The organism is Azospira inquinata, from assembly GCF_018905915.1.
In the GTDB taxonomy this organism is placed as follows: domain Bacteria; phylum Pseudomonadota; class Gammaproteobacteria; order Burkholderiales; family Rhodocyclaceae; genus Azospira; species Azospira inquinata.
Window position 1 is genome coordinate 1136158 of sequence record NZ_CP064782.1, and the last position, 20551, is coordinate 1156708.

At 61.7% G+C, this 20551-nt stretch carries 23 protein-coding genes; 2 read left to right on the forward strand and 21 right to left on the reverse strand.

Translation table 11 applies throughout. The features are described 5' to 3' along the window. Positions 1–8: 8 nt before the first annotated feature. From Azoinq_RS05125 to Azoinq_RS05155, 7 genes are all read right to left on the reverse strand, one after another. A complete protein-coding gene (locus tag Azoinq_RS05125) occupies positions 9–2396 on the reverse strand; it encodes a 3-hydroxyacyl-CoA dehydrogenase/enoyl-CoA hydratase family protein (protein ID WP_216131516.1) in 2388 nt (795 codons plus the stop codon). A 74-nt stretch (positions 2397–2470) separates the two neighbouring features. Further along, positions 2471–3766: an OmpP1/FadL family transporter gene (locus Azoinq_RS05130; RefSeq protein WP_216131514.1), complete on the reverse strand. Its 1296-nt coding sequence runs from the start codon at positions 3764–3766 to the stop codon at positions 2471–2473. An 88-nt stretch (positions 3767–3854) separates the two neighbouring features. After that, positions 3855–4256, reverse strand: a complete 402-nt coding sequence (locus Azoinq_RS05135) for an acyl-CoA thioesterase (protein WP_216131511.1) — start codon at positions 4254–4256, stop codon at positions 3855–3857. After that, positions 4249–6180: a 3-hydroxyacyl-CoA dehydrogenase NAD-binding domain-containing protein gene (locus Azoinq_RS05140; protein ID WP_216132194.1), complete on the reverse strand. Its 1932-nt coding sequence runs from the start codon at positions 6178–6180 to the stop codon at positions 4249–4251. Before Azoinq_RS05140 ends, Azoinq_RS05135 begins: the two co-directional genes overlap by 8 nt. A gap of 2 nt (positions 6181–6182) precedes the next feature. Next, positions 6183–7493, reverse strand: coding sequence for an acetyl-CoA C-acetyltransferase (locus tag Azoinq_RS05145; RefSeq protein WP_216131508.1), 1311 nt, complete (start codon positions 7491–7493; stop codon positions 6183–6185). An 87-nt stretch (positions 7494–7580) separates the two neighbouring features. Further along, positions 7581–9920: an acyl-CoA dehydrogenase gene (locus tag Azoinq_RS05150; RefSeq protein WP_408627112.1), complete on the reverse strand. Its 2340-nt coding sequence runs from the start codon at positions 9918–9920 to the stop codon at positions 7581–7583. Between the two features lie 63 nt (positions 9921–9983). Then, positions 9984–10673: a TetR/AcrR family transcriptional regulator gene (locus Azoinq_RS05155; protein ID WP_216131502.1), complete on the reverse strand. Its 690-nt coding sequence runs from the start codon at positions 10671–10673 to the stop codon at positions 9984–9986. 182 nt (positions 10674–10855) lie between these two features. On the opposite strand from Azoinq_RS05155, the gene Azoinq_RS05160 reads away from it, so the two are divergent. Both Azoinq_RS05160 and Azoinq_RS05165 read left to right on the forward strand, forming a co-directional pair. Then, a complete protein-coding gene (locus tag Azoinq_RS05160; protein WP_216131500.1) occupies positions 10856–11299 on the forward strand; it encodes a hypothetical protein in 444 nt (147 codons plus the stop codon). A 92-nt stretch (positions 11300–11391) separates the two neighbouring features. Continuing rightward, on the forward strand, positions 11392–13197 hold the full coding sequence (locus tag Azoinq_RS05165) for an ABCB family ABC transporter ATP-binding protein/permease (RefSeq protein ID WP_216131497.1): 1806 nt from the start codon (positions 11392–11394) through the stop codon (positions 13195–13197). A gap of 152 nt (positions 13198–13349) precedes the next feature. Here Azoinq_RS05165 and rplQ read toward each other — a convergent pair whose 3' ends face one another. The 14 genes from rplQ to rpsH all read right to left on the reverse strand — a co-directional run bounded on the left by rplQ (position 13350) and on the right by rpsH (position 20547). Beyond that, entirely contained in the window at positions 13350–13754 is a 405-nt protein-coding gene (rplQ, locus tag Azoinq_RS05170; RefSeq protein ID WP_216131494.1) for a 50S ribosomal protein L17, read from the reverse strand. A 29-nt stretch (positions 13755–13783) separates the two neighbouring features. After that, positions 13784–14758 (reverse strand): DNA-directed RNA polymerase subunit alpha, encoded by a 975-nt coding sequence (locus tag Azoinq_RS05175; protein WP_216131491.1) that lies wholly within the window; start codon positions 14756–14758, stop codon positions 13784–13786. A gap of 38 nt (positions 14759–14796) precedes the next feature. Continuing rightward, complete coding sequence (rpsD, locus tag Azoinq_RS05180; protein WP_216131487.1) at positions 14797–15426, reverse strand: 30S ribosomal protein S4; 630 nt, start codon at positions 15424–15426, stop codon at positions 14797–14799. 12 nt (positions 15427–15438) lie between these two features. Then, the gene (rpsK, locus tag Azoinq_RS05185) at positions 15439–15828 is read right to left on the reverse strand and encodes a 30S ribosomal protein S11 (RefSeq protein WP_216131484.1); all 390 of its coding nucleotides are present in this window, start codon (positions 15826–15828) and stop codon (positions 15439–15441) included. An 11-nt stretch (positions 15829–15839) separates the two neighbouring features. Further along, positions 15840–16202, reverse strand: a complete 363-nt coding sequence (gene rpsM / locus Azoinq_RS05190) for a 30S ribosomal protein S13 (protein WP_216131481.1) — start codon at positions 16200–16202, stop codon at positions 15840–15842. An 80-nt stretch (positions 16203–16282) separates the two neighbouring features. Next, positions 16283–16396 carry a 50S ribosomal protein L36 gene (gene rpmJ / locus Azoinq_RS05195; RefSeq protein WP_216131477.1) on the reverse strand — a complete coding sequence of 38 codons (114 nt, stop codon included), beginning with the start codon at positions 16394–16396 and terminating at the stop codon, positions 16283–16285. 75 nt (positions 16397–16471) lie between these two features. Continuing rightward, entirely contained in the window at positions 16472–16690 is a 219-nt protein-coding gene (infA, locus tag Azoinq_RS05200; protein ID WP_216131474.1) for a translation initiation factor IF-1, read from the reverse strand. Between the two features lie 24 nt (positions 16691–16714). Further along, positions 16715–18043 carry a preprotein translocase subunit SecY gene (gene secY / locus Azoinq_RS05205; RefSeq protein WP_216131471.1) on the reverse strand — a complete coding sequence of 443 codons (1329 nt, stop codon included), beginning with the start codon at positions 18041–18043 and terminating at the stop codon, positions 16715–16717. A gap of 28 nt (positions 18044–18071) precedes the next feature. Further along, positions 18072–18506, reverse strand: a complete 435-nt coding sequence (gene rplO, locus Azoinq_RS05210) for a 50S ribosomal protein L15 (protein WP_216131468.1) — start codon at positions 18504–18506, stop codon at positions 18072–18074. A gap of 1 nt (position 18507) precedes the next feature. Continuing rightward, entirely contained in the window at positions 18508–18690 is a 183-nt protein-coding gene (gene rpmD, locus Azoinq_RS05215; RefSeq protein WP_216131465.1) for a 50S ribosomal protein L30, read from the reverse strand. A 5-nt stretch (positions 18691–18695) separates the two neighbouring features. Beyond that, complete coding sequence (rpsE, locus tag Azoinq_RS05220; protein ID WP_216131462.1) at positions 18696–19220, reverse strand: 30S ribosomal protein S5; 525 nt, start codon at positions 19218–19220, stop codon at positions 18696–18698. Positions 19221–19246: 26 nt separating this feature from the next. Continuing rightward, positions 19247–19600 (reverse strand): 50S ribosomal protein L18, encoded by a 354-nt coding sequence (rplR, locus tag Azoinq_RS05225; protein WP_216132191.1) that lies wholly within the window; start codon positions 19598–19600, stop codon positions 19247–19249. 11 nt (positions 19601–19611) lie between these two features. Beyond that, a complete protein-coding gene (rplF, locus tag Azoinq_RS05230) occupies positions 19612–20142 on the reverse strand; it encodes a 50S ribosomal protein L6 (protein WP_216131460.1) in 531 nt (176 codons plus the stop codon). Positions 20143–20151: 9 nt separating this feature from the next. Continuing rightward, the gene (rpsH, locus tag Azoinq_RS05235; protein ID WP_216131457.1) at positions 20152–20547 is read right to left on the reverse strand and encodes a 30S ribosomal protein S8; all 396 of its coding nucleotides are present in this window, start codon (positions 20545–20547) and stop codon (positions 20152–20154) included. Positions 20548–20551: the final 4 nt, after the last annotated feature.

Sequence of the window (20551 nt, forward strand, 5' to 3'; positions counted from 1 at the left end):
GCCCACCGTCAGTTGCGCAGGGGTTTGCCGGTGTCCAGCATGTGCCGGATCCGGGCCTGGGTTTCCGGGGTCTTCAGGAGGGCGAGGAATTCCTGGCGCTCCACGGTCAGAAGCCAGTCCTCGTCCACCCGGCTGCCCGGCTCCACGTCACCGCCGCAGAGGGCGGTGGCGGCGGCCTTGCTCACCCGGTAATCATGGGGGGAGATAAAGCCCCCCTCCCGCATATTCACCAGCAGCATTTCCAGGGTGGCGATGCCGGGACGGCCTGCCACTGGCACCTGGCGGGCCCGCAGGGGTGGCCGCCAGCCCGCTTCGGCCATGGCCCGGGCCCGGCGCAGGGCCACGTAAAGCAGCTCCCCGGCATGGAACAGCACATCGTCCCCGGCCTGGGCAAAGCCCTGGTCTTTGGCTTCCAGGGCACTCTTCATGACCTTGCCCATGGCGATGGTCTGGAAGACGTTTTGCAGGTAGGGCAGCACCTCTCCCCCCGCCTGCCGGGCCCCGACCCGGGCCGCCTGGAGAGCAAACTCCTTGCAGCCGCCCCCGGCGGGGATTAGGCCCACCCCCACTTCCACCAGGCCCACGTAGCTCTCCAGGGCCATGACCCGGTGGGCGGCGTGCATAACGAACTCGCAGCCGCCCCCCAGGGCTAGGCCCTGGACCGCCGCTACCGTAGGCACCTGGGCGTATTTGAGGGCCATGGAGGCCTGCTGGAACTTGGCCACGGTGGCTTCCAGGCGCTCGAACTGGCCGGCGGCACAGGCCTCGCTCACCTGCTTGAGATTGGCCCCCACGGCAAAGGGGGCCTCATGCCACAGCACCAGGCCGTCGAAATCCCGCTCCGCCCGAGCCACCGCTGCCAGCAACCCATCCAGCACCTCATCCCCGATGGTGTGCATTTTGGACGTGAAGGAAAGAATGGCAATTTTCGGGTCCAGGCCATGGACCCACAGGCGGACGCCCGGGTTTTCCCACACCGTCTCGCCCCGGCCCCGGGGCGCTTCCCCCAGCACCGCTTCCGGATAGAGCTGGCGCCCATAGACCGGCAGGCTGGAACGGGGCACCAGACTGGCCGTGACCGGGGACCAGGAGCCGGCGGGCTCATGGACTCCGCTGCGGGCCGTGACCCAGGCGGGCAAAGGCGCCGGGCTCAGGCTTTCCCCCGCCGCAATGTCCGCCTGAATGGCCTGGGTGATGTCCCCCCAGCCCGCCGCCTGCCAGGTTTCAAAGGGCCCCAGGCTCCAGCCGAAGCCCCAGCGCATGGCCAGATCCACATCCCGGGCGTTATGGGCGATGTCCGCCAGATGGTAGGCGCAGTAATGGAATAGATCCCGGAAAATGGCCCAGAGGAAACGGGCCTGGGGATGGGGGCAGGCCCGTAGGGCGGCAAACTTTTTCGCCGGGTCCCGCTCCCCCAGAATGGCCCCCACTTCCGGCGCCAGGACCGCCTCGGCGGAACGGGCGGGCACGTAGTCCCCCCGGGCCGGGTCCAGCACCTGGATTTCCTTACCCTGCTTGCGAAACACGCCGCAGCGGGTTTTCTGGCCCAGGGCCCCCTGGCTGATGAGCCCAGTCAGCCAGCCGGGAATCTGGAAATGGCCGTGCCAGGGATCATCCGGCAGGGTATCCGCCATGGTCTGCACCACATGGGCCAGGGTATCCAGGCCCACCACGTCTGCCGTGCGGTAGGTGGCGCTCTTGGGACGGCCAATGGCCGGGCCCGTGAGGGCATCCACCTCGTCAAACCCCAGACCCAGGCGCTGGGTGTGGTGCATCACCGCCAGCATGGAAAACACCCCCACCCGGTTGGCGACGAAATTGGGAGTGTCCTTGGCCCGGATCACCCCTTTGCCCAAGCGGCTGGTGAGCCAGGTTTCCAACTCGTCCACCATGGCACCGTCGGTGCTGGCCGTGGGGATGATTTCTACCAGGGGCATGTAGCGGGGCGGGTTAAAAAAGTGGATGCCGCAGAAGCGGGAGCGCCGGGCTTCCGGCACGGTCGCCGCCAGGGCACCGATGGAAAGGCCCGAGGTATTGGAAGCCAGAATGGCCTCCGGAGCCAGGTGGGGGGCGATTTTCCGGTACAGGTCCGCCTTCCACTCCATTTTTTCCGCGATGGCTTCAATGACCAGATCGCAATCCGCCAGCCGTTCCAGATGCTGGTCGTAATTGGCAGGCTCGATGTGGGCCAGCCGGTCCGGTGCCGCCAGGGGCGCCGGGTCCAGTTTTTTCAGCCCGGCCAGGGCTTTTTCCGCCACCCCGTTGGGGTTTCCTTCCGGGGCGGCCAGATCGAAGAGCAGTACGGGGATGTCCCCATTGGCCAGATGGGCGGCAATCTGGGCCCCCATTACCCCGGCCCCCAGAACGGCGGCACGGCGAACGATCAAACGGGTCATTGCAGGTCTCCTTTTATGTTCTGGTTATGTGCAGTCGGGGGCCGGGCGGCGGCCAGGCGCCGCCCGGCAACCTCTTAGAACTGCATGGAATACTGGACACCCAGGATTTGCACGTGGCTCTTGTAGGTCCCATCCAGCACACCGTTTTTCATGGCGTCGGCCGGGGTACCGGAGTCGTGAATCTTGGCGTCCTTGGCATTCAGATAGGCATAGCCCACGTCGATGGTGTGGCCAGGCATGAGCTTGTATTGCAGGCCCAGGGACAGCCACAGCCGGTCTTCATCGGGCAGGCGGGGGGTACGGTAGGTGCTGCCGTCCAGGGGGGTCTTATCCACCGCCACCCCGAACTTCAGCTTGGTCCGTTCGGACAGGGTGTAATTGGCTCCCAGGGCGACCCGCCAGGAATCCTTCCACTTGTAGGTGGAATATTTGTCCGGGGCGCCGTTGGAAAACTTGATGCGCAGTTCGGGCACGGAGGACCAACCCGTCATGCTCACATCCCCCAGCAATTCCCAACGGTCGTTGAGCTTGTGGGTGGCGCTCAGGATCCAGGTTTCCGGCAGCTTGATGGACACCTTGGCGTTACCTGAGGTGCTGGGATACCCCGCCGCGTTAATCACCGGGGTGGGCAGGCCGCTCAGGTTATAGTTGCCCTTCACCTCGTGCTGGATGGCGGAGCGATAGGAGACCCCGATCTTGGTCTGGGGGGACAGGGTAAACAGGGCCCCCCCATTCCAGCCCCAGGCCCAGTCATCCCCGTTCACCTTGAATTTGCCGTCCCCGTAAACACTGCCATTCACCGCGGAGGTCAGTTCCGCCTCGAATTTCTGGTAGTTCAGACCAAAGCCCAGGGACACCCAATCATTGGCCTTGTAGGCAATGCTGGGGTTGAGGTTGATGGCCTGGATGTCGGACTTCAGGGCCAGATACTTGCCCCGGAAATCCGAGGGATAGTCGGTGCGCAGGCCGAAGGGGCCGCCGGCGCCAAAGCCGATATACCAGTTGGGGGTGATTTCCTTGGTGAAGTAGAAATTGGGCACCACCGCCGCATCCCCCGCATCCCCCCCGTCATTGCTCAGGTTCCGGGCATAGGGGCCATAGGGATTGGCGGAATTGCCGTTGTGAAACTGGGTCTTCAGGGTGATGTAGTTAAAGCCCACGGACAGGTTGTTGCCCGCCAGTTGGGTCATACCCGCTGGATTGAAATAGACGGTGGAAGCGTTTTCCGCCACCGCCGCCGAACCGGCAAAGGCATTGCCCAGGCCGCTGGCGCTCTGCTCCAGCAATTGGAAAGCTGCGGCTCCCGCCTGGGCGGAAAAGAGCCCCAGCAGCGTAGCGGGCAGGGCCCGCGCCATCAGTGCTTTGTTCATGCGTTTGTCTCCTCTGGTTATTAGTGGGGGAGTTCCCTGCTCCCCTCGGTTTTCCACCCCCGGGCCAAGGGGCCCGGGCGGCAAAAAATCAGCTTTCTTCCGGCGGCAGCTCCCGCTTGTTGCCCCCCACGTCGATGGCCACATAGGTGAGAGTGGCTTCCGTCACCTTGACGGTCACCGGCCGGAAGTAATTGCGCTCAGCGAACACTTCCACGTCGATGGTGATGGAGGTGCGGCCCACCTTGATGATCTTGGCGTAGAGGCTGACCACGTCACCGATGGACACGGGCTGTTTGAACTGGAAGGAATTGACCGCCACGGTCACTGCCCGGCCCCGGGCCCGGCGCATGGCAACGATGCCACCGGCCATATCCACGTGGGACATGACCCAGCCGCCGAAAATATCGCCGTTCTGGTTCACGTCGGAGGGCATGGCCATGACGCGCAAAGTGGGTTCCCGGTCGGGAAGTTGGATGGGGTTATCAGACATTTCGGCTCCTTGCGTAATGAAGCGGTCCGCCCCGGAAGGGAGCGAAGCCGGTGCCGAATATTACCCCCCCGTCCGCCAGGTCCTGATCCGCCACCACCCCGTCGGCCACCAACTGGGCCGTGCGGGCGATAAGGGGCGCCAGCAAACGCTCCCCCAATCCGGCCGGAACGGGCCCCGCCGCCCCCTTGCGCACCTTGCCCCCCGGGTAGGGGTAGAAGCCCTGACCGGTCTTGCGCCCCAGATGGCCCTGCTGGAACAGGCGGGTCAGGCATTGGGGCGACGCCGCCCCTTGGCGGGTCAGGGCCTGACCGGCGGCCATGGCAATATCCAGGCCCACGGTATCCGCCAGTTCCAGGGGCCCCATGGGCATACCGAAAGCCAGGGCAGCCTCATCCACGGTCTCCGGCGTCAGGCCTTCATCCACACAAGCCATGGCCTCCAGAAGGTAGGGACCGAGCACGGCATTCACCAGGAATCCGGGGGCGCTTTTTACCGGCAGGGGCAGCTTGTCGATGCGCCCCACAAAAGCACAGGCCTTACGGGCCATGGCCGGGTCGCCCCCCGCGGCGCTCACCACTTCCACCAGGGGCATCCGGGCCACCGGATTAAAGAAGTGGAGGCCCACCAGCCGCTCCGGCCGCTGCAACACCCGGCTCAGGTCTTCCAGGCACAGGCTGGAGGTATTGGTGGCCAGCACCGCCTCCGGCTTCATCCGGGCCTCCAGGTCCTGGAGCAGGCGCTGCTTGGCCCCCAGGTTTTCAAAAATGGCTTCAATGACCACATCGGCATGGGCCGCCCCATGGCCTTCCGGGTCCGGGATGAGCCGGTCCATGACGTTCCGTAGTTGGAGCTTGTCCTTCAGGCGCTTGGAAAGGCTTCCGTAGGCCCGCTGGATGGCCGGGGCAATCCGGGCCACGGTCTGATCCTGCAATGTCACGGTGAGGCCCCGGGCGGCACACCAGGCGGCAATGTCGCCCCCCATGACCCCGGCCCCCACTACATGGACCCGGGCCGGAGCAAAATCCCCGCCCTTGCCAAAGGCCTTGAGCCGTTCCTGGAGCCGGAATACCCGCAGCAGATTGGCGGTGGTGGGGGAAGCCACGATGGACTCTAAAATTTCCGGCGCCCCCAGGGGGTTGCCGTCGTGCTTGGCCCACAGGTCGATGATGGCGTAAGGGGCCGGATAATGTTCGGGCCAGGCCCGCTTGGCCACCTGCTGGCGGGCCTGACGGGCCACCACCGGGCGCAGAGGCCCGAGGAAAAGGCGTTGCAGCAGGGGCAAAGGCTGATGCCGGGGCGGGGTCAGGGCCAGGCTACGGGCGGCGGCTTCCATCACCCGGGGCGGCACACAGGCGTCCGCCAGGCCCAGGCGCTTGGCCTTTTTGGCATCCACGGTCTTGCCCGTGAGCATCAGGTCCAGGGCCAGCCCCGGACCCACCCGCCGGGGCAGCCGGGCCATGCCTCCCCAGCCGGGGAAAATGCCTAGCATGACTTCCGGCAGGCCCAGCTTGGTCCCCGGCTCATCCACCACCACCAGGGTCCGGCAGGCCAGGGCCAGCTCCAGGCCGCCCCCCAGGCAGTGGCCCCGCACCAGGGCCAGGGTGGGATAGGGAACGGCGGCCAGCCGGTTGCAGAGCTCCCAGCCCCGGGTAACCATGGCCCGGGCCGCGGCAATATCCGCCAGGGCGTCAAATTCTCCGATGTCGGCTCCGGCGATGAAGCCGGCCGCCTTGGCGGAGCGCAGAATCAGGCCCCGGGGCGGATGGCGCTCCAGTTCGTCCAGCACCCCGGACAGTTCGGCCAGAACGGCGGCGGAAAGGGAGTTGGTACTCTCCCCCGCCTTATCCAGGGACAGCCAGGCAAGGCCTTCCCCGTCCCGGGTCAGTTGCCAGTGCTGCCAGGCGGTGGCATCGCTATGGATCATTTTCATGCGGGTTCTCCCCCGGTTTCCACCAGCATGGCGCCCCCCTGGCCGCCGCCGATGCAGATACTGGCCATGCCCCGGCCACCGCCCCGGGCCCTCAGGGCGTGGAGCAGATGCAGGACGATGCGGGCCCCGGAAGCCCCCACCGGATGGCCCAGGGCCACGGCCCCCCCGTCCACGTTGAGTTTGTCCGGATCCAGGCGTCCCAGGGCTCCAGGCAGGCCCAGTTCCTCCCGGCAATAGGCCTCATCTTCCCAGGCCCGGAGACAGGCCAGGACCTGGGCGGCAAAGGCCTCGTTAATTTCCATCAAATCCAGATCATTGGGGCCCAGACCGTGGCGTTGCAGGATGGGAGTCATGGCATGGACCGGCCCCAGGCCCATCTGGGCCGGGTCCAGCCCCGCCCATTGGACATCCAGGATGCGGCCCAAGGGTTGCAGATTCCAGCGCTTAACGGCGCTGGCCGAGGCCAGCAACAGCCAGGCAGCGCCGTCTGTAATCTGGGAGCTGTTGCCCGGAGTCACCCGGCCATAGGGCTTATCAAAAAAGGGCTTGAGCTTTTGGAGTCCCGCCAGGCTGGCGTCGGGGCGCACCCCGTCATCCTCGGCGTAAATCCGGCCGTCCATGTCCACCAGGGGGACGATTTCCCCCAGGGCTCCCGCCGCCCTGGCCGCCATAGCCCGCTGGTGGGAAACCAGGGAAAAGGCATCCATTTCCTCCCGGCTAATGGCGAAACGCCAGGCCAGGTTTTCCGCCGTCTGGCCCATGAGCAGGCCCACCACCGGATCGGTGAGGCCCTTCATCAGGCCAATGACCGGGTTGAGCAGGCGATTCGGACGCAGTTTGAGGAAATGGCGGGCTTTCTGGCCCAGGGTCTTCATCTGCATCATGGCGGCAAACCACAGCACCATGGCGTTGTTGTAGAGCAGGGGGGCCCGGGACAGGGCATCCACGCCCCCGGCCAGTACCAGCTGGGAGCGACCGGACTGAATGTTGGCCATGGCCGAATCCAGGGCCTGCATACCGGAGGCGCAGTTGCGCATCACCGTCCAGCCCGTCACCTTGTCGCCACAGCCCAAGCGCAGGGCCGCCACCCGGCCGATATTCACCTCGTCCGGGCTGGGGCTGGCACAGCCCAGGATCACCTCGTCCAGATCCTCCGGAGCGAAGGGCTGGCGGGCCAGCAGGGCGCGCCCGGCCTGGACCGCCAGATCGGCGGCGGCAAAGGGGCCAGGGCCGCTTTTCGCCTTGAGGAAGGGGCTGCGCGCCCCATCCACCACATAGACCGGCTCAAAGGCTTGCGGCTGGGCCATGTCTCTCTCCTAGGGTTGTTCTGCTTGTCGGTTAGGGGGCCGGGCTCTGGAAGCGTGGTGCGACGCCGCTTCCAGGGCAGGCGGGGGTCAGGCCGCCTTGCGGGCCTCCGGTTTATTTAGGGCCGAGGCCACACCAAAGTCCGACGGAAAATCATCCACCCGGATAACCCGGTCCCGCAGGGCATTACGGCGCTGGAGCAAGGCGTATTCGGCGGCATTCACCACACCGGCGGACAGGGCGGCCTGGGCCACATCCCGCACATTGGCCAGGGGATTGGCGTCGAACAGCCCCTGTTTTTCGGCTTCCCGAATTTTGGCTTCGATGGGTTCAGCCTCCAGGGTGGCGGCCAGGGCCAGTTCCACGGCCCCCACCGCATCCTCTTCCGTCTTGGCTACATAGCAGCCAGCGGTAAGCCGATCCCGGGTGGCCCCGGGGGCGATCAACGCCTTGGCCACATGATGGCCGATGGCATCGGCGGGGGCCCGGTGGGGGCGGCCCAGGGGGAACAGGAGCGCTTTCAGAGCCCAGCCCACCAGAGGCTTGGGGAAATTGGCCAGCACCCCCAGGAAGGCTTCCTGGGCCTGGACCAGGGCATCCTGAACCGACCAGTGCAACAGGGGGAGATCGGCGGACTGGCGGCCTTCCGACTCGTAACGCTTCAGGGTGGCGGAAATCAGATACATCTGGGCCAGAATGTCTCCCAGGCGGGCGGAAATCTTTTCCTTGCGCTTCAGGCTGCCCCCCAGCACCAGCATGGACACGTCGGAAAGAAAGGCAAAGGCAGCGGAAAAGCGGGTCAGCTGCCGATAGTAGGAGTGGGTTTCCGGGGCCACATCGGCGGCGACGGTGGCGAAGCGGGCACCGGTCAGTCCCAGGGCAAACGCCCGGAGCCCATTACCGGCGGTAAAGGCCAGATGGCCGAAGAGTGCCCGGTCGAAACCGGCCAGATCGTTCCCCTGGGCACTCTCCATTTCCGCCAGCACATAGGGATGGCAGCGGACGGCGCCTTGGCCGAAGATGATCAGGCTGCGGGTAAGGATATTGGCCCCTTCCACCGTGATGCCGATGGGAATCTGCTGATAAGCCCGGCCCAGGAAATTGGAGGGCCCCAGGCAAATGCCCTTGCCGCCGATCACGTCCATGCCGTCATTGACCACTTTCCGGGCCCGTTCCGTGACATGGTATTTGGCGATGGCGGAGACGACGGAGGGCTTTTCTCCCAGATCCACGGCCCCGGCGGTCATCACCCGGGCTGCGTCCATCATGTAGGTATGGGCGCCAATGCGGGTCAGGGCCTCTTCCACCCCTTCAAACTTGCCCACGGCCATCTTGAACTGGCTGCGCACCCGGGCATAAGCCCCCACGGCCCGGGCCGTCAGTTTGGCCATGCCCGTGTTGGAGGACGGCAGGGAAATGGAGCGCCCCGCCGCCAGGCATTCCATCAACATGCGCCAGCCCTGGCCCGCCATGGCCGGGCCGCCAATGATGAACTCCAGAGGCATGAACACTTCCTTGCCCCGGGTCGGGCCGTTGTGGAAGGCGGCGTTCAGGGGGAAGTGACGGGTACCGATTTCCACCCCCGGATGGTCGTGGGGCACCAAGGCACAGGTGATGCCCACGTCCTTCTTGTCCCCCAGAAGCCCCTGGGGGTCGTAGAGGCGGAAGGCCAGGCCCAGGACGGTGCACACGGGCCCCAGGGTGATGTAGCGCTTATCCCAGGTCACCTTCATGCCCAGGACTTCCCGGCCCTGCCACTGGCCCTTGCAGACCACTCCGTAGTCCGGGATGGAGGCGGCGTCCGAACCGGCCCAGGGGCTGGTCAGGGCGAAGGCGGGCACATCCAGGCCCCGGGCCAGGCGGGGGAGGTAATGGTTTTTCTGGGCATCCGTGCCGTAGTGGAGGAGCAGCTCGGCGGGCCCCAGGGAATTGGGCACCATGACGGAGACGGCCAGGGCGGAGGAGCGGGTGGATAGCTTGGTCACCACCTGGGAATGGGCGTAGGCGGAAAACTCCAGGCCACCGTACTTTTTGGGAATAATCATGCCCAGAAAGCCCTTTTCCTTGATGTATTGCCAGACCTCCGGCGGCAGGTCATAAAGCTCGTGGGAGACTTTCCAGTCGTCGGTCATGGCGCAGGCCGTCTCCACCTCATTGTCCAGGAAGGCCTGCTCCTCGGCGCTGAGCCGGGGCTGGGGATAGGCCATAAGCTTGGCCCAGTCCGGCTTACCCCGAAATAGCTCTCCCTCCCACCACACCGTACCGGCCTCCAAGGCCTCCCGCTCCGTATCGGACATCTGGGGCAAGATGCGCCGGTAGATGGCCAGCAAAGGCCGGCTCAGCAGGGGGCGGCGTAGGGGAGGCACTGTCACTAAGGCCAGAACGGCGGCCAGCAGGACCAGAGGTAAAAGCCAGAGGTTCAGGTGCATCATGGTTTGTCTCCTTTTAGGGTCTCCCACCGATCTACGTCGGCATGGGGAGTCGTGATTGATTCAGGGGCCAGCGGGGGGCAAGGGGGCACGCAGGCCGCCGAGCAGGAATGACATGAGCCGGGGTAGCAGCTTGGCCGGAGCCTCCTCGTCGTCCTGGGGGGGAATGCCCCAATCGGTGATGATGCGCAGGGCGTCAGTGCCCGCAATGGCGTAGGAAGTAGCCCCCAGCATGAAGTGGAAGCGCCAGACGATTTCCGCCTTGGGCACGTCGGGGAGGGCCGTAAACAGGGCCTGTTTGTAGTGCTCCACCACGGCCGCGTATTCCTCGGCAAAAAAAGCCCGGATGAATTCGGAGGGCTCGGTAAGGGTGCGGCCGATCAGGCGCATGAAGGTCCGGCCTCCCTGCTCGTCCTGCTCGGCCATACGGATCAGGGTGCCAAAAAAGGCATCCACGATCTGGGAAGGCTTTACCCGCCCGTCCGGCGACTGACGCTCCAGCTCATCCAGGAGCCGCAGTCGTTCCCGGTTCAGCCAGGTGAGGCGGCGCCGGAACACTTCCTGGATGAGCTGTTCCTTGGAGCCGAAGTGATAATTCACCGCCGCCAGATTGACCTCTGCGCCGCCGGTGATCATGCGCATGGACGTGGCGTCGAAGCCGTTTTCCGTAAAAAGACGCTCGGCCGTATCCAGGATCCGTTCCCGGGTAGCGGCGGCGATTTTGCTATCGTTGGTGGCAGCGAGGGCAGCCATGGATTTTCCAACCTTCTTATAATTTAAAACGAACGTTTGAATCATACCGAATGCATCCGCCTTGGCAAGAGTTTTTTTTCATTCTTTTGCCATTCTTTTTCCCCGGCGCGCCCCCTGGTCAAGGTGACGTAGCGGGCCTACACTTGCCCCGCCCTTTTTCCCTAGCGTTCTCTGCGCCTGCTATGAAGACCCTATTTCCTCGCCTCTCTCGCCTCCTCCCCCTTTTCCTGACCCTGCTGTTGGGGGCCTGTGCCACCCCAGGTAACCAACGGCCCGTGCTCTATCCCAATGACCACCTGAACCGGGTGGGCCAGGCCCGGGCCCAGGAAGACGTGGATCACTGCCAGGGCAAAGCCCAGGAAGCGGGCCTGTCTCCTACGGGAGGCAGCCAGGTGTTGCGTAGCGGTGCGGAGGGGGCGGCGGTGGGCGCTGCGGCGGCGGCAGCGGGCAGCCTGATCCGGGGCAGCAATCACTGGGGGCAGAATGCGGCAGCGGGCGCCGCTGCCGGTGGGGCAGCCGGAGCGGTACATGGGGCCTTCCGGGGGGACAAAGCTAATCCGGTGTATCGGAATTTTGTCCAGCGCTGCCTGCGGGATATGGGCTACGACGTTATCGGCTGGAACTGATTGCTCCGGAGGCACCGAAAGGGCGGGCCCGAGGTGGCCCTGAGCCGCCACCGGATAACGGGCACCCCGCTCCCGGCCTGATAAAATGGGCCATGCGCCATACCCTGCCCCCCGATCCCCAACGGCCTGCCCCGGAACTGCACATCTGGCCGACCCTGAAAGCCCTTTTCCCCTACCTCTGGCAATTCAAGGGCCGGGTTTCCCTGGCCATGGCCTGCTTATTGGGCGCGAAGCTGGCCAATGTGGCCGTGCCCATCGTTTTCAAGCACATCATCGACGCATTGACCGGGCCCCGCAGCCTTCTGGCCCTGCCCTTAGTGCTGTTGCTGCTCTACGGCTTGCTTCGCTTTGGCACGTCCCTGTTTACCGAACTCCGGGAAATGCTCTTTGCCCGGGTCACCCAGCGGGTGGTCCGGCACGTGGCTCTACAGGTGTTCGGCCACCTACACAGCCTATCCCTGCGCTTCCACCTGGATCGCCAGACCGGGGGGGTCTCCCGGGATATTGAACGGGGCACCCGCTCCATAGCCAGTCTGATCAGTTACACCCTCTATTCCATTCTCCCCACCCTGGTGGAACTGGCCCTGGTGCTGGGCATCCTCATTGCCCGCTATGACCCGGCCTTCGCCGTCATCACCGGGATCTCCCTGGTCACCTACATTCTTTACACCGTCTGGCTGAGCAACCGGCGCATCGCCATTCGCCGGGCGGTCAATGAAACGGACTCCCGGGCCAACACCCGGGCGGTGGATAGCCTGCTCAATTACGAAACGGTCAAATACTTCAACAACGAGGATTTTGAGGCCCACCGCTACGATACGGACCTGGCCCAATGGGAAGACGCCACCACCCGCAGCCAGATCAGCCTTTCCCTGCTAAATCTGGGGCAACAGGCCATCATCGCCCTGGGCATCACCGCCATGATGTGGCGAGCCACCCTGGGGGTACTGGACGGTTCCATGACCGTGGGGGACTTGGTGCTGGTCAATGCCTTCCTGATGCAGCTTTACATGCCCCTCAATTTCCTCGGCGTGGTCTACCGGGAAATCCGCCAGGCCCTGACGGATATTGAACGCATGTTCGCCCTGCTCAATGAACACCAGGAAATCGGGGATCGTCCCAACGCCCAGGTGTTGGACCGGGGCCCGGCGGAAATCCGCTTCCATCAGGTGGACTTCGGCTACCAACCAACCCGTTCCATCCTTCAAGGGGTCAGCTTTACCATTCCGGCGGGAAAAACTCTGGCAGTAGTCGGGGAATCGGGGGCGGGGAAATCCACCCTAGCCCGCCTGCTCTACCGCTTTTACGATGTGACTGGGGGAGCCATCACTATCAACGGCACAGACCTGCGGGACCTGACCCAACACAGCCTGCGCAGCGCCATCGCCATCGTTCCCCAGGACACGGTGCTGTTCAACAACAGCATTTTCTACAACATCCAGTACGGTCGCCCCGGGGCTTCCCGGGAAGAGGTCATCAAAGCCGCGGAGGCAGCCCAGCTAGGCGCTTTTATCGCCTCCCTCCCCGAGGGCTGGGACACCCCGGTAGGGGAACGGGGCTTGAAGCTATCCGGGGGAGAAAAGCAGCGGGTAGCCATCGCCCGGGCCCTACTGAAAAATCCCCCCATCCTCATTTTCGATGAAGCTACCTCTGCCCTGGATTCGGCTACGGAACAAGCCATCCAGGGACAGCTCACGGAAGCAGCCCGGGGCCGCACCACCCTGATTATCGCCCACCGCCTCTCCACCATCCGGGAGGCGGATCGGATTCTGGTACTCAAAGCCGGCCAGGTGGTGGAAAGCGGCAGCCACGAGGAACTCCTGGCTGCCCGGGGCAACTACTACACCATGTGGCAGCTCCAGCAGGCAGCGGATCAGGGAGAAGAAGATTTGCAGTAGGGCTTCTGCCCCCTGGCCCGGTTGAAGGCTGGCCCACTCCCGCCCCGAGTTCTCCCCCTCCCTACACGGTCCAGGATTGCTTCCCCACGGGGCCTTCCGCAAATAAAAAAGCCAGGCACAGGCCTGGCTTTTTTTGCTACGAAACCCTTGGCTTATTCAGCAGAGGCTTCCGCAGGAGCTTCAACGGCTTCTTGGGGCTCGGGGCGATCCAGCAGTTCCACGATGGCCAGGGGAGCATTGTCCCCGTCACGGAAACCGCACTTCAGGATACGCAGGTAGCCACCGTTACGGGATGCGTAACGGGGTCCGAGCTCGTCGAACACCTTGACGACGATTTCCCGGTCACGGAGACGGTCAAACGCCAGACGGCGGTTGGCCAGACTCGGCTTCTTGCCCAGGGTGATGATCGGTTCAACAACCCGACGCAACTCCTTGGCCTTCGGCAGAGTGGTCTTGATGACTTCGTGGCGCAACAGGGAGACGCTCATGTTGCGCAGCATCGCCAGGCGGTGGGCACTGGTACGATTCAATTTGCGGAGACCCAGACGGTGACGCATTTTCTATTCCTCTCTATTCGCGAAACGCGTTAGACCTTTTCCAGACCAGCGGGCGGCCAGTTTTCCAACTTCATGCCCAAGGTCAAGCCACGCGCAGCCAGAACTTCCTTGATTTCGTTGAGCGATTTGCGCCCCAGGTTCGGAGTCTTCAGCAGTTCGTTTTCGGTCCGCTGAATCAGATCGCCAATATAGTAGATGTTTTCCGCCTTCAAGCAGTTGGCAGAACGCACCGTCAATTCCAGGTCATCCACCGGACGCAGCAGCACCGGATCCACCTGGGCGGGTTTCTGGGCTTCCACTTGGGGAGCGGTGCCTTCCAGATCCGCGAAGACGGAAAGCTGTTCCATCAGAATCCGAGCAGCGGTACGGATGGCTTCTTCCGGATCAACGACACCGTTGGTTTCGATGTCCATGATCAGCTTATCCAGGTCGGTACGTTGCTCAACCCGGGCGCTTTCCACGGAATAGCTCACCCGGCGCACCGGGCTGAAGGAAGCATCCAGCACCAGCTTGCCGATGCTCTTTTCGTCCCCCAGGTTGCGCATGGTACCGGGAACATAGCCCCGGCCCTTGGAAACCTTGAGTTCGATAGCCAGTTTGCCACCGGGAGAAACGTGGGCAAGAACGTGATCCGGGTTGATGATTTCCACATCGTGGCTCAACTCGATATCACCGGCCTTCACCACACCTTCGCCGTCGTGCTTCAACTGCAGCACCACTTCATCCCGGCCGTGCAGCTTGAAGACAATACCCTTCAGGTTCAGAAGGATGTCCACCACGTCTTCTTGCACCCCATCGATCGTGGAGTACTCATGGAGTACCCCTTCGATCGCCACTTCCGTGGGGGCGTAGCCCTGCATGGAGGACAGAAGAATCCGCCGCAGGGCGTTGCCCAGGGTGTGACCGTAACCGCGTTCAAACGGCTCCATCACCACCCGCGCTTGCACCGGCGACAGACTTTGCACATCAATGATGCGCGGTTTTAAAAGTCCACTGCTTTGCATGTGCTGTCCTTTGTCCGTTCAGTCAAACTTCCCAAGCATTACTTGGAATAAAGTTCGATAACCAGGCTTTCGTTAATGGTGGACGGCAGTTCGGAGCGCTGCGGACGGGCCTTGAAGGTTCCCTTGCCGGCCTTGGCATCCACTTCCAGCCATTCGGGGAAACCACGGCCTTCAGCGGCTTCCAGAGCGGCTTTAACGCGCAGGGAGCCACGGGCCTTTTCGGTCAGTTCCACCACGTCCCCGGGACGCACTTGGAAAGACGGAATATTGACCCGGTGACCATTAACCAGAATGCCGTTGTGGCGAACCACTTGGCGGGACTCGGAGCGGGAGGCGCCAAAACCCATGCGATAAACCACGGAGTCCAGACGGCTTTCCAGCAGTTGCAGCAGATTTTCGCCGGTCACGCCCTTGCGACGGTCGGCTTCCCGGTACACGGACCGGAACTGGCCTTCCAGCACGCCGTAAATACGACGAATTTTTTGCTTTTCGCGCAGGTGAACGCCATAGTCGGAAAGCCGTTGGCCGGACTTTTGACCATGTTGCCCAGGGGCGTAGGACCGACGTTCAACGGAGCACTTGTCCGTAAAGCACTTTTCGCCCTTCAGGAACAGCTTTTCGCCTTCCCGGCGGCACTGACGGCACTTAGGATCGAGATTACGAGCCACGTTAAACTCCTATTAGATACGACGCTTCTTCGGGGGACGGCAACCATTGTGAGGAATGGGCGTCACGTCGGAGATGGCAGTGATCTTCATACCCAGAGCATTCAGGGCACGAACGGCGGATTCGCGGCCAGGGCCAGGGCCCTTGATCCGGACTTCCAAGTTCTTCACTCCGCATTCTTGAGCGGCCTTACCGGCAGCTTCAGCGGCCACCTGGGCAGCAAAGGGAGTGGACTTACGGGAGCCCTTAAAACCGGCACCACCAGAAGTCGCCCAAGACAGAGCATTGCCTTGCCGGTCGGTGATGGTGATGATGGTGTTATTGAAAGAAGCATGAATGTGGGCGATACCTTCGGCCACATTCTTTTTTACTTTTTTCCGTACTTTGGCAGCAGTCTTAGCCATTTCCTATCCTTTTATTTACCCTTTTGGATGGCCTTGCGCGGACCCTTCCGGGTACGGGCATTGGTCCGGGTGCGTTGCCCGCGGACGGGAAGCCCCTTACGGTGACGCAGACCACGGTAGCAGCCCAAATCCATGAGCCGCTTAATGCTCATGGTAACTTCACGACGCAGATCGCCTTCCACGGAGAACTTGGCGACCTCTTCGCGAAGCCGTTCCATTTCGGCGTCGGTCAGGTCTTTAACTTTGGTAGAACGCTGAACGCCCGCAACGTCGCAGATTTTCTGCGCACGGGAACGTCCAACACCGAAAATCGCGGTCAAAGCGATCTCGGTATGTTGATGGTTGGGAATATTTACCCCAGCGATACGGGCCATTGAGTCACCCCGAAGATGCGAAACTTGTGATTATACTGTTGAATTAACTTCAAATTCAACCCGAAAACACCACCAGGGACTTAGCCTTGGCGCTGTTTGTGACGGGGATCGCTGCAAATTACGCGAACCACGCCGTGGCGCCGAATGATCTTGCAATTGCGGCAGATTTTCTTGACAGATGCCAGCACTTTCATGATTTGCTCCTAAATACCGGGCGCCTGGCGCAGCCAGCCATTAACCCAATTACATCCAACTGCGTAGAGACTTGCTTACTTGACCCGGAAAACGATCCGGGCCCGGGACAGGTCGTAGGGCGTCAGTTGCACCGTTACCTTGTCCCCCGGAAGGATACGGATGTAATGCATCCGCATTTTTCCGGAAATAAAACCTAACACCATGTGTCCGTTTTCTAACTTGACACGAAAAGTCGCGTTGGGGAGGTTCTCGACCACCTCCCCTTGCATTTCAATCAGATCTTCTTTCGCCATGATCCGAGTAGCGTCGAAGGAATCCTACTTGGCTAAGGGAAACCCACCACCTTTGAAATTGGCTTTCTTCAGCAGACTTTCGTACTGGTGGGACATAATGTAAGCCTGTACTTGAGCCATGAAATCCATGGTCACAACCACAATAATCAGCAGAGAAGTCCCACCAAAGTAGAACGGCACGTTCCACTTCAGGATCAAAAATTCCGGCAGCAAGCAGACGATGGTGATGTAGGCCGCGCCCACCAGGGTCAAACGCATCAAAATCTTGTCAATGTAACGAGCCGTTTGTTCCCCAGGACGAATACCGGGAACGAAGGCACCGCTCTTCTTCAGGTTATCCGCGGTTTCCTTGGAATTGAACACCAGGGCGGTATAAAAGAAGCAGAAGAAAACAATGGCCGCAGCGTAAAGCAGCACGTAAATCGGCTGCCCCGGCGACAGGGTGGCGGCGATGTCCTTGAGCCAGTGCATGGAATCACTAGAACCAAACCAGCCAGCCACGGTAGCGGGGAACAGTATGATACTGGAAGCGAAGATGGGCGGGATCACCCCGGACATATTCAACTTCAGGGGCAGATGGGAACTCTGACCACCGTAAATCTTGTTGCCCACCTGGCGCTTGGCGTAATTCACCAGAATCTTGCGTTGGCCCCGTTCCACGAAAACAACGAATGCCGTAACCAGGAATACCAGGGCGGTGATGAAAATAGCCGTCACCGGATGCATGGCACCGGTGCGCACCAATTCCAGCAAACCGCCAATGGCGTTGGGCAGACCAGCGGCGATACCACCAAAGATGATAATGGAAATACCGTTGCCCAGACCCCGTTCGGTGATCTGCTCACCCAGCCACATCAAGAACATGGTGCCCGTGACCAGGGTAGTCACCGTGGTCAGGCGGAACATAAAGCCGGGGTCCAAAACCAGACTAGGCTGGCCTTCCAGCATCATGGCTATGCCCAATGCCTGGAAGAAAGACAGCGCCACGGTACCGTAGCGCGTGTACTGAGTAATCTTGCGACGACCGGCTTCCCCTTCTTTTTTCAGCGCTTCAAGCTGGGGGGAGGCGATGGTCATGAGCTGCATGATGATCGATGCCGAAATGTAAGGCATGATCCCCAAGGCAAACAGAGTGAACCGCTTCAAGGCACCACCAGAGAACATGTTGAACATGCCCAGGATGCCGCCCTGCTGGGTCTGGAAAAGATCCGCCAATACGGCGGGATCAATTCCAGGCACAGGGATGTGAGCGCCGATCCGATAAACCACCAACGCGCCCAAAAGGAAAAACAAACGACGTTTGAGGTCGCCGAACTTCCCGCTATTTGCGTTGAGATTGCTATTGGTAGCCAAAATCGAATCCTATCTCACGTAAAACTAATTACTCGGCAACGTTGCCACCGGCAGCTTCAATGGCTGCCTTGGCACCCTTGGTCGCGCCCACACCCTTCAAGACCACCTTGCGGGAGATTTCCCCGGACAGGATAACCTTGGCGGAGAGAGCGTTCGCGGGAATCACGTTCGCTTGCTTCAGCACCAGCAGATCGATTTCTTCCACGGGCAGCGCCTGGATTTCGGACAAGCAAACTTGCACGTTACGGGCGTTGGTGAAAGAGAAGAAGCCACGCTTCGGCAGACGGCGATACAAAGGCATTTGACCGCCTTCGAAACCGACCTTGTGGTAACCACCGGCACGGGACTTTTGCCCCTTGTGACCACGACCGCAGGTCTTGCCGAGGCCGGAGCCAATGCCCCGACCCACGCGACGCTTGGAGTGGGTCGCCCCCTCCGCGGGTTTGATGGTATTTAACTGCATCTTAGTTCTCCACCTTCAACAGGTAAGAAACCTTGTTGATCATCCCGCGCACGGCCGGGGTATCAATCAACTCGGAAGAAGAATTCAGGCGACGCAAGCCCAGGCCCTTCACGGTAGCACGATGGTCCTGTTTGGTGCCAATGACGCTCTTCACCAGCGTCACTTTGATCTTTTTGTCAGCCATAGTTCTTACCCCAGGATTTCTTCAACGGACTTGCCACGCTTGGCAGCAACTTCGGAAGGCGTATTCATGGCCTTCAGACCGTTCAGAGTAGCGCGAACAATGTTGTAAGGATTGGTGGAACCGTGGGCTTTTGCCACCACGTTGGTCACACCCATCACTTCGAACACTGCACGCATGGCGCCACCGGCAATGATCCCGGTACCATCAGGAGCCGGCATCATCAGAACGGAAGAAGAACCATGCTTACCCACCACAGCGTGTTGCAGCGTGCCGTTCTTCAGGCTCACTTTCACCAGCTTACGGCGAGCTTCGTCCATCGCTTTTTGGACCGCCACGGGCACTTCGCGGGACTTGCCCTTGCCCATGCCGATGCCACCGTCTCCATCACCAACCACGGTCAGGGCAGCGAAGCCCAGAATCCGGCCACCCTTAACAACTTTGGTGACCCGGTTGATGGAGACCATCTTTTCGCGCAGACCATCGTCCCGTTCGTCGGACTGCTGCGTTTTCTTGGTTTGCGGTTTAGCCATGTCTTACCTCGAATTTAACAGCCCGATCAGAACTTGAGGCCGCCAGCACGGGCCGCTTCGGCAAGCGCCTTGACTCGGCCGTGGTATTGGAAACCGGAGCGATCGAACGAAACCTGTTCCACGCCCGCCTGTTTGGCACGCTCGGCGATCAGGGCGCCAATGCGCTCGGCCGCGTTCACGTTGCCACCGTTGGCCATTTCCTTGCGCACTTCGGGTTCCACGGTGGAGGCAGCAGCCAGCACCTTGGAGCCGCAGGCGGAAATAACCTGGGCGTAAATATGGCTGTTGGTGCGATGCACACACAAGCGCACGGCCTTCAGCTCGGCAATTTTGGCCCGGGTTTTGCGGGCTCTGCGCAAACGCGCCTGCTTCTTGTCGATCATTTACCCACCTACTTCTTCTTGGTTTCCTTGATGATGACCACTTCGTCCGAATAACGGACGCCCTTACCCTTATAGGGTTCGGGACTGCGGTAAGAACGAATCTCCGCAGCAACCTGGCCGACCAATTGCTTATCCACACCCTTGATGACCACTTCCGTTTGGGAAGGGGTTTCCACCTTGATGCCGGCGGGCATCTTATGGACCACGGGGTGGGAGAAGCCGAGCGTCAAATTCAGCGCATCGCCTTGAGCTTGAGCACGATAGCCCACCCCAACCAGGGTCAGCTTACGTTCGAAGCCCTTGGAAACGCCTTGAACCATATTGTTCAAGTTGGCGCGCACCGTACCCCACAGCGCATCGGCGTTGGGATAATCCCCCGCCAGGCTGCAAACCAGTTGTTCACCTTCGGTTTGCACCGCAACAGCGGGCACGGCTTTCATCTTCAAAACGCCCAGAGGGCCCTTGACGGTGATTTCATCACCGACGGAAACCTCGACGCCTTTCGGCAGGGCGATGGGATTCTTACCTACGCGAGACATATTCCCCCCTTAGGCCACGATGCAGAGGACTTCGCCGCCCACGTTCTGGGTACGAGCCTTGCGGTCAGTCATGACGCCCTTGGGGGTGGAAACGATAGCCACACCCAGACCGTTCATCACACGGGGAATATCCTGGCTGCCCTTGTAGACGCGCAGCCCGGGACGGGAAATACGTTCGATGCGTTCGATAACCGGACGACCGGCATAGTACTTCAGCACCAGTTCCAACGTCGGCTTACCTTCCACTTCACGAACTGCGAAGTCGTCGATGTAGCCTTCGTCCTTCAATACCCCAGCGATCGCGACCTTCACCTTGGAAGAAGGCATCGCAACGTTAGCCTTTTCGGCTTGCTGGGCATTACGGATACGGGTCAGCATATCCGCGATAGGATCACTCATTGCCATTCCT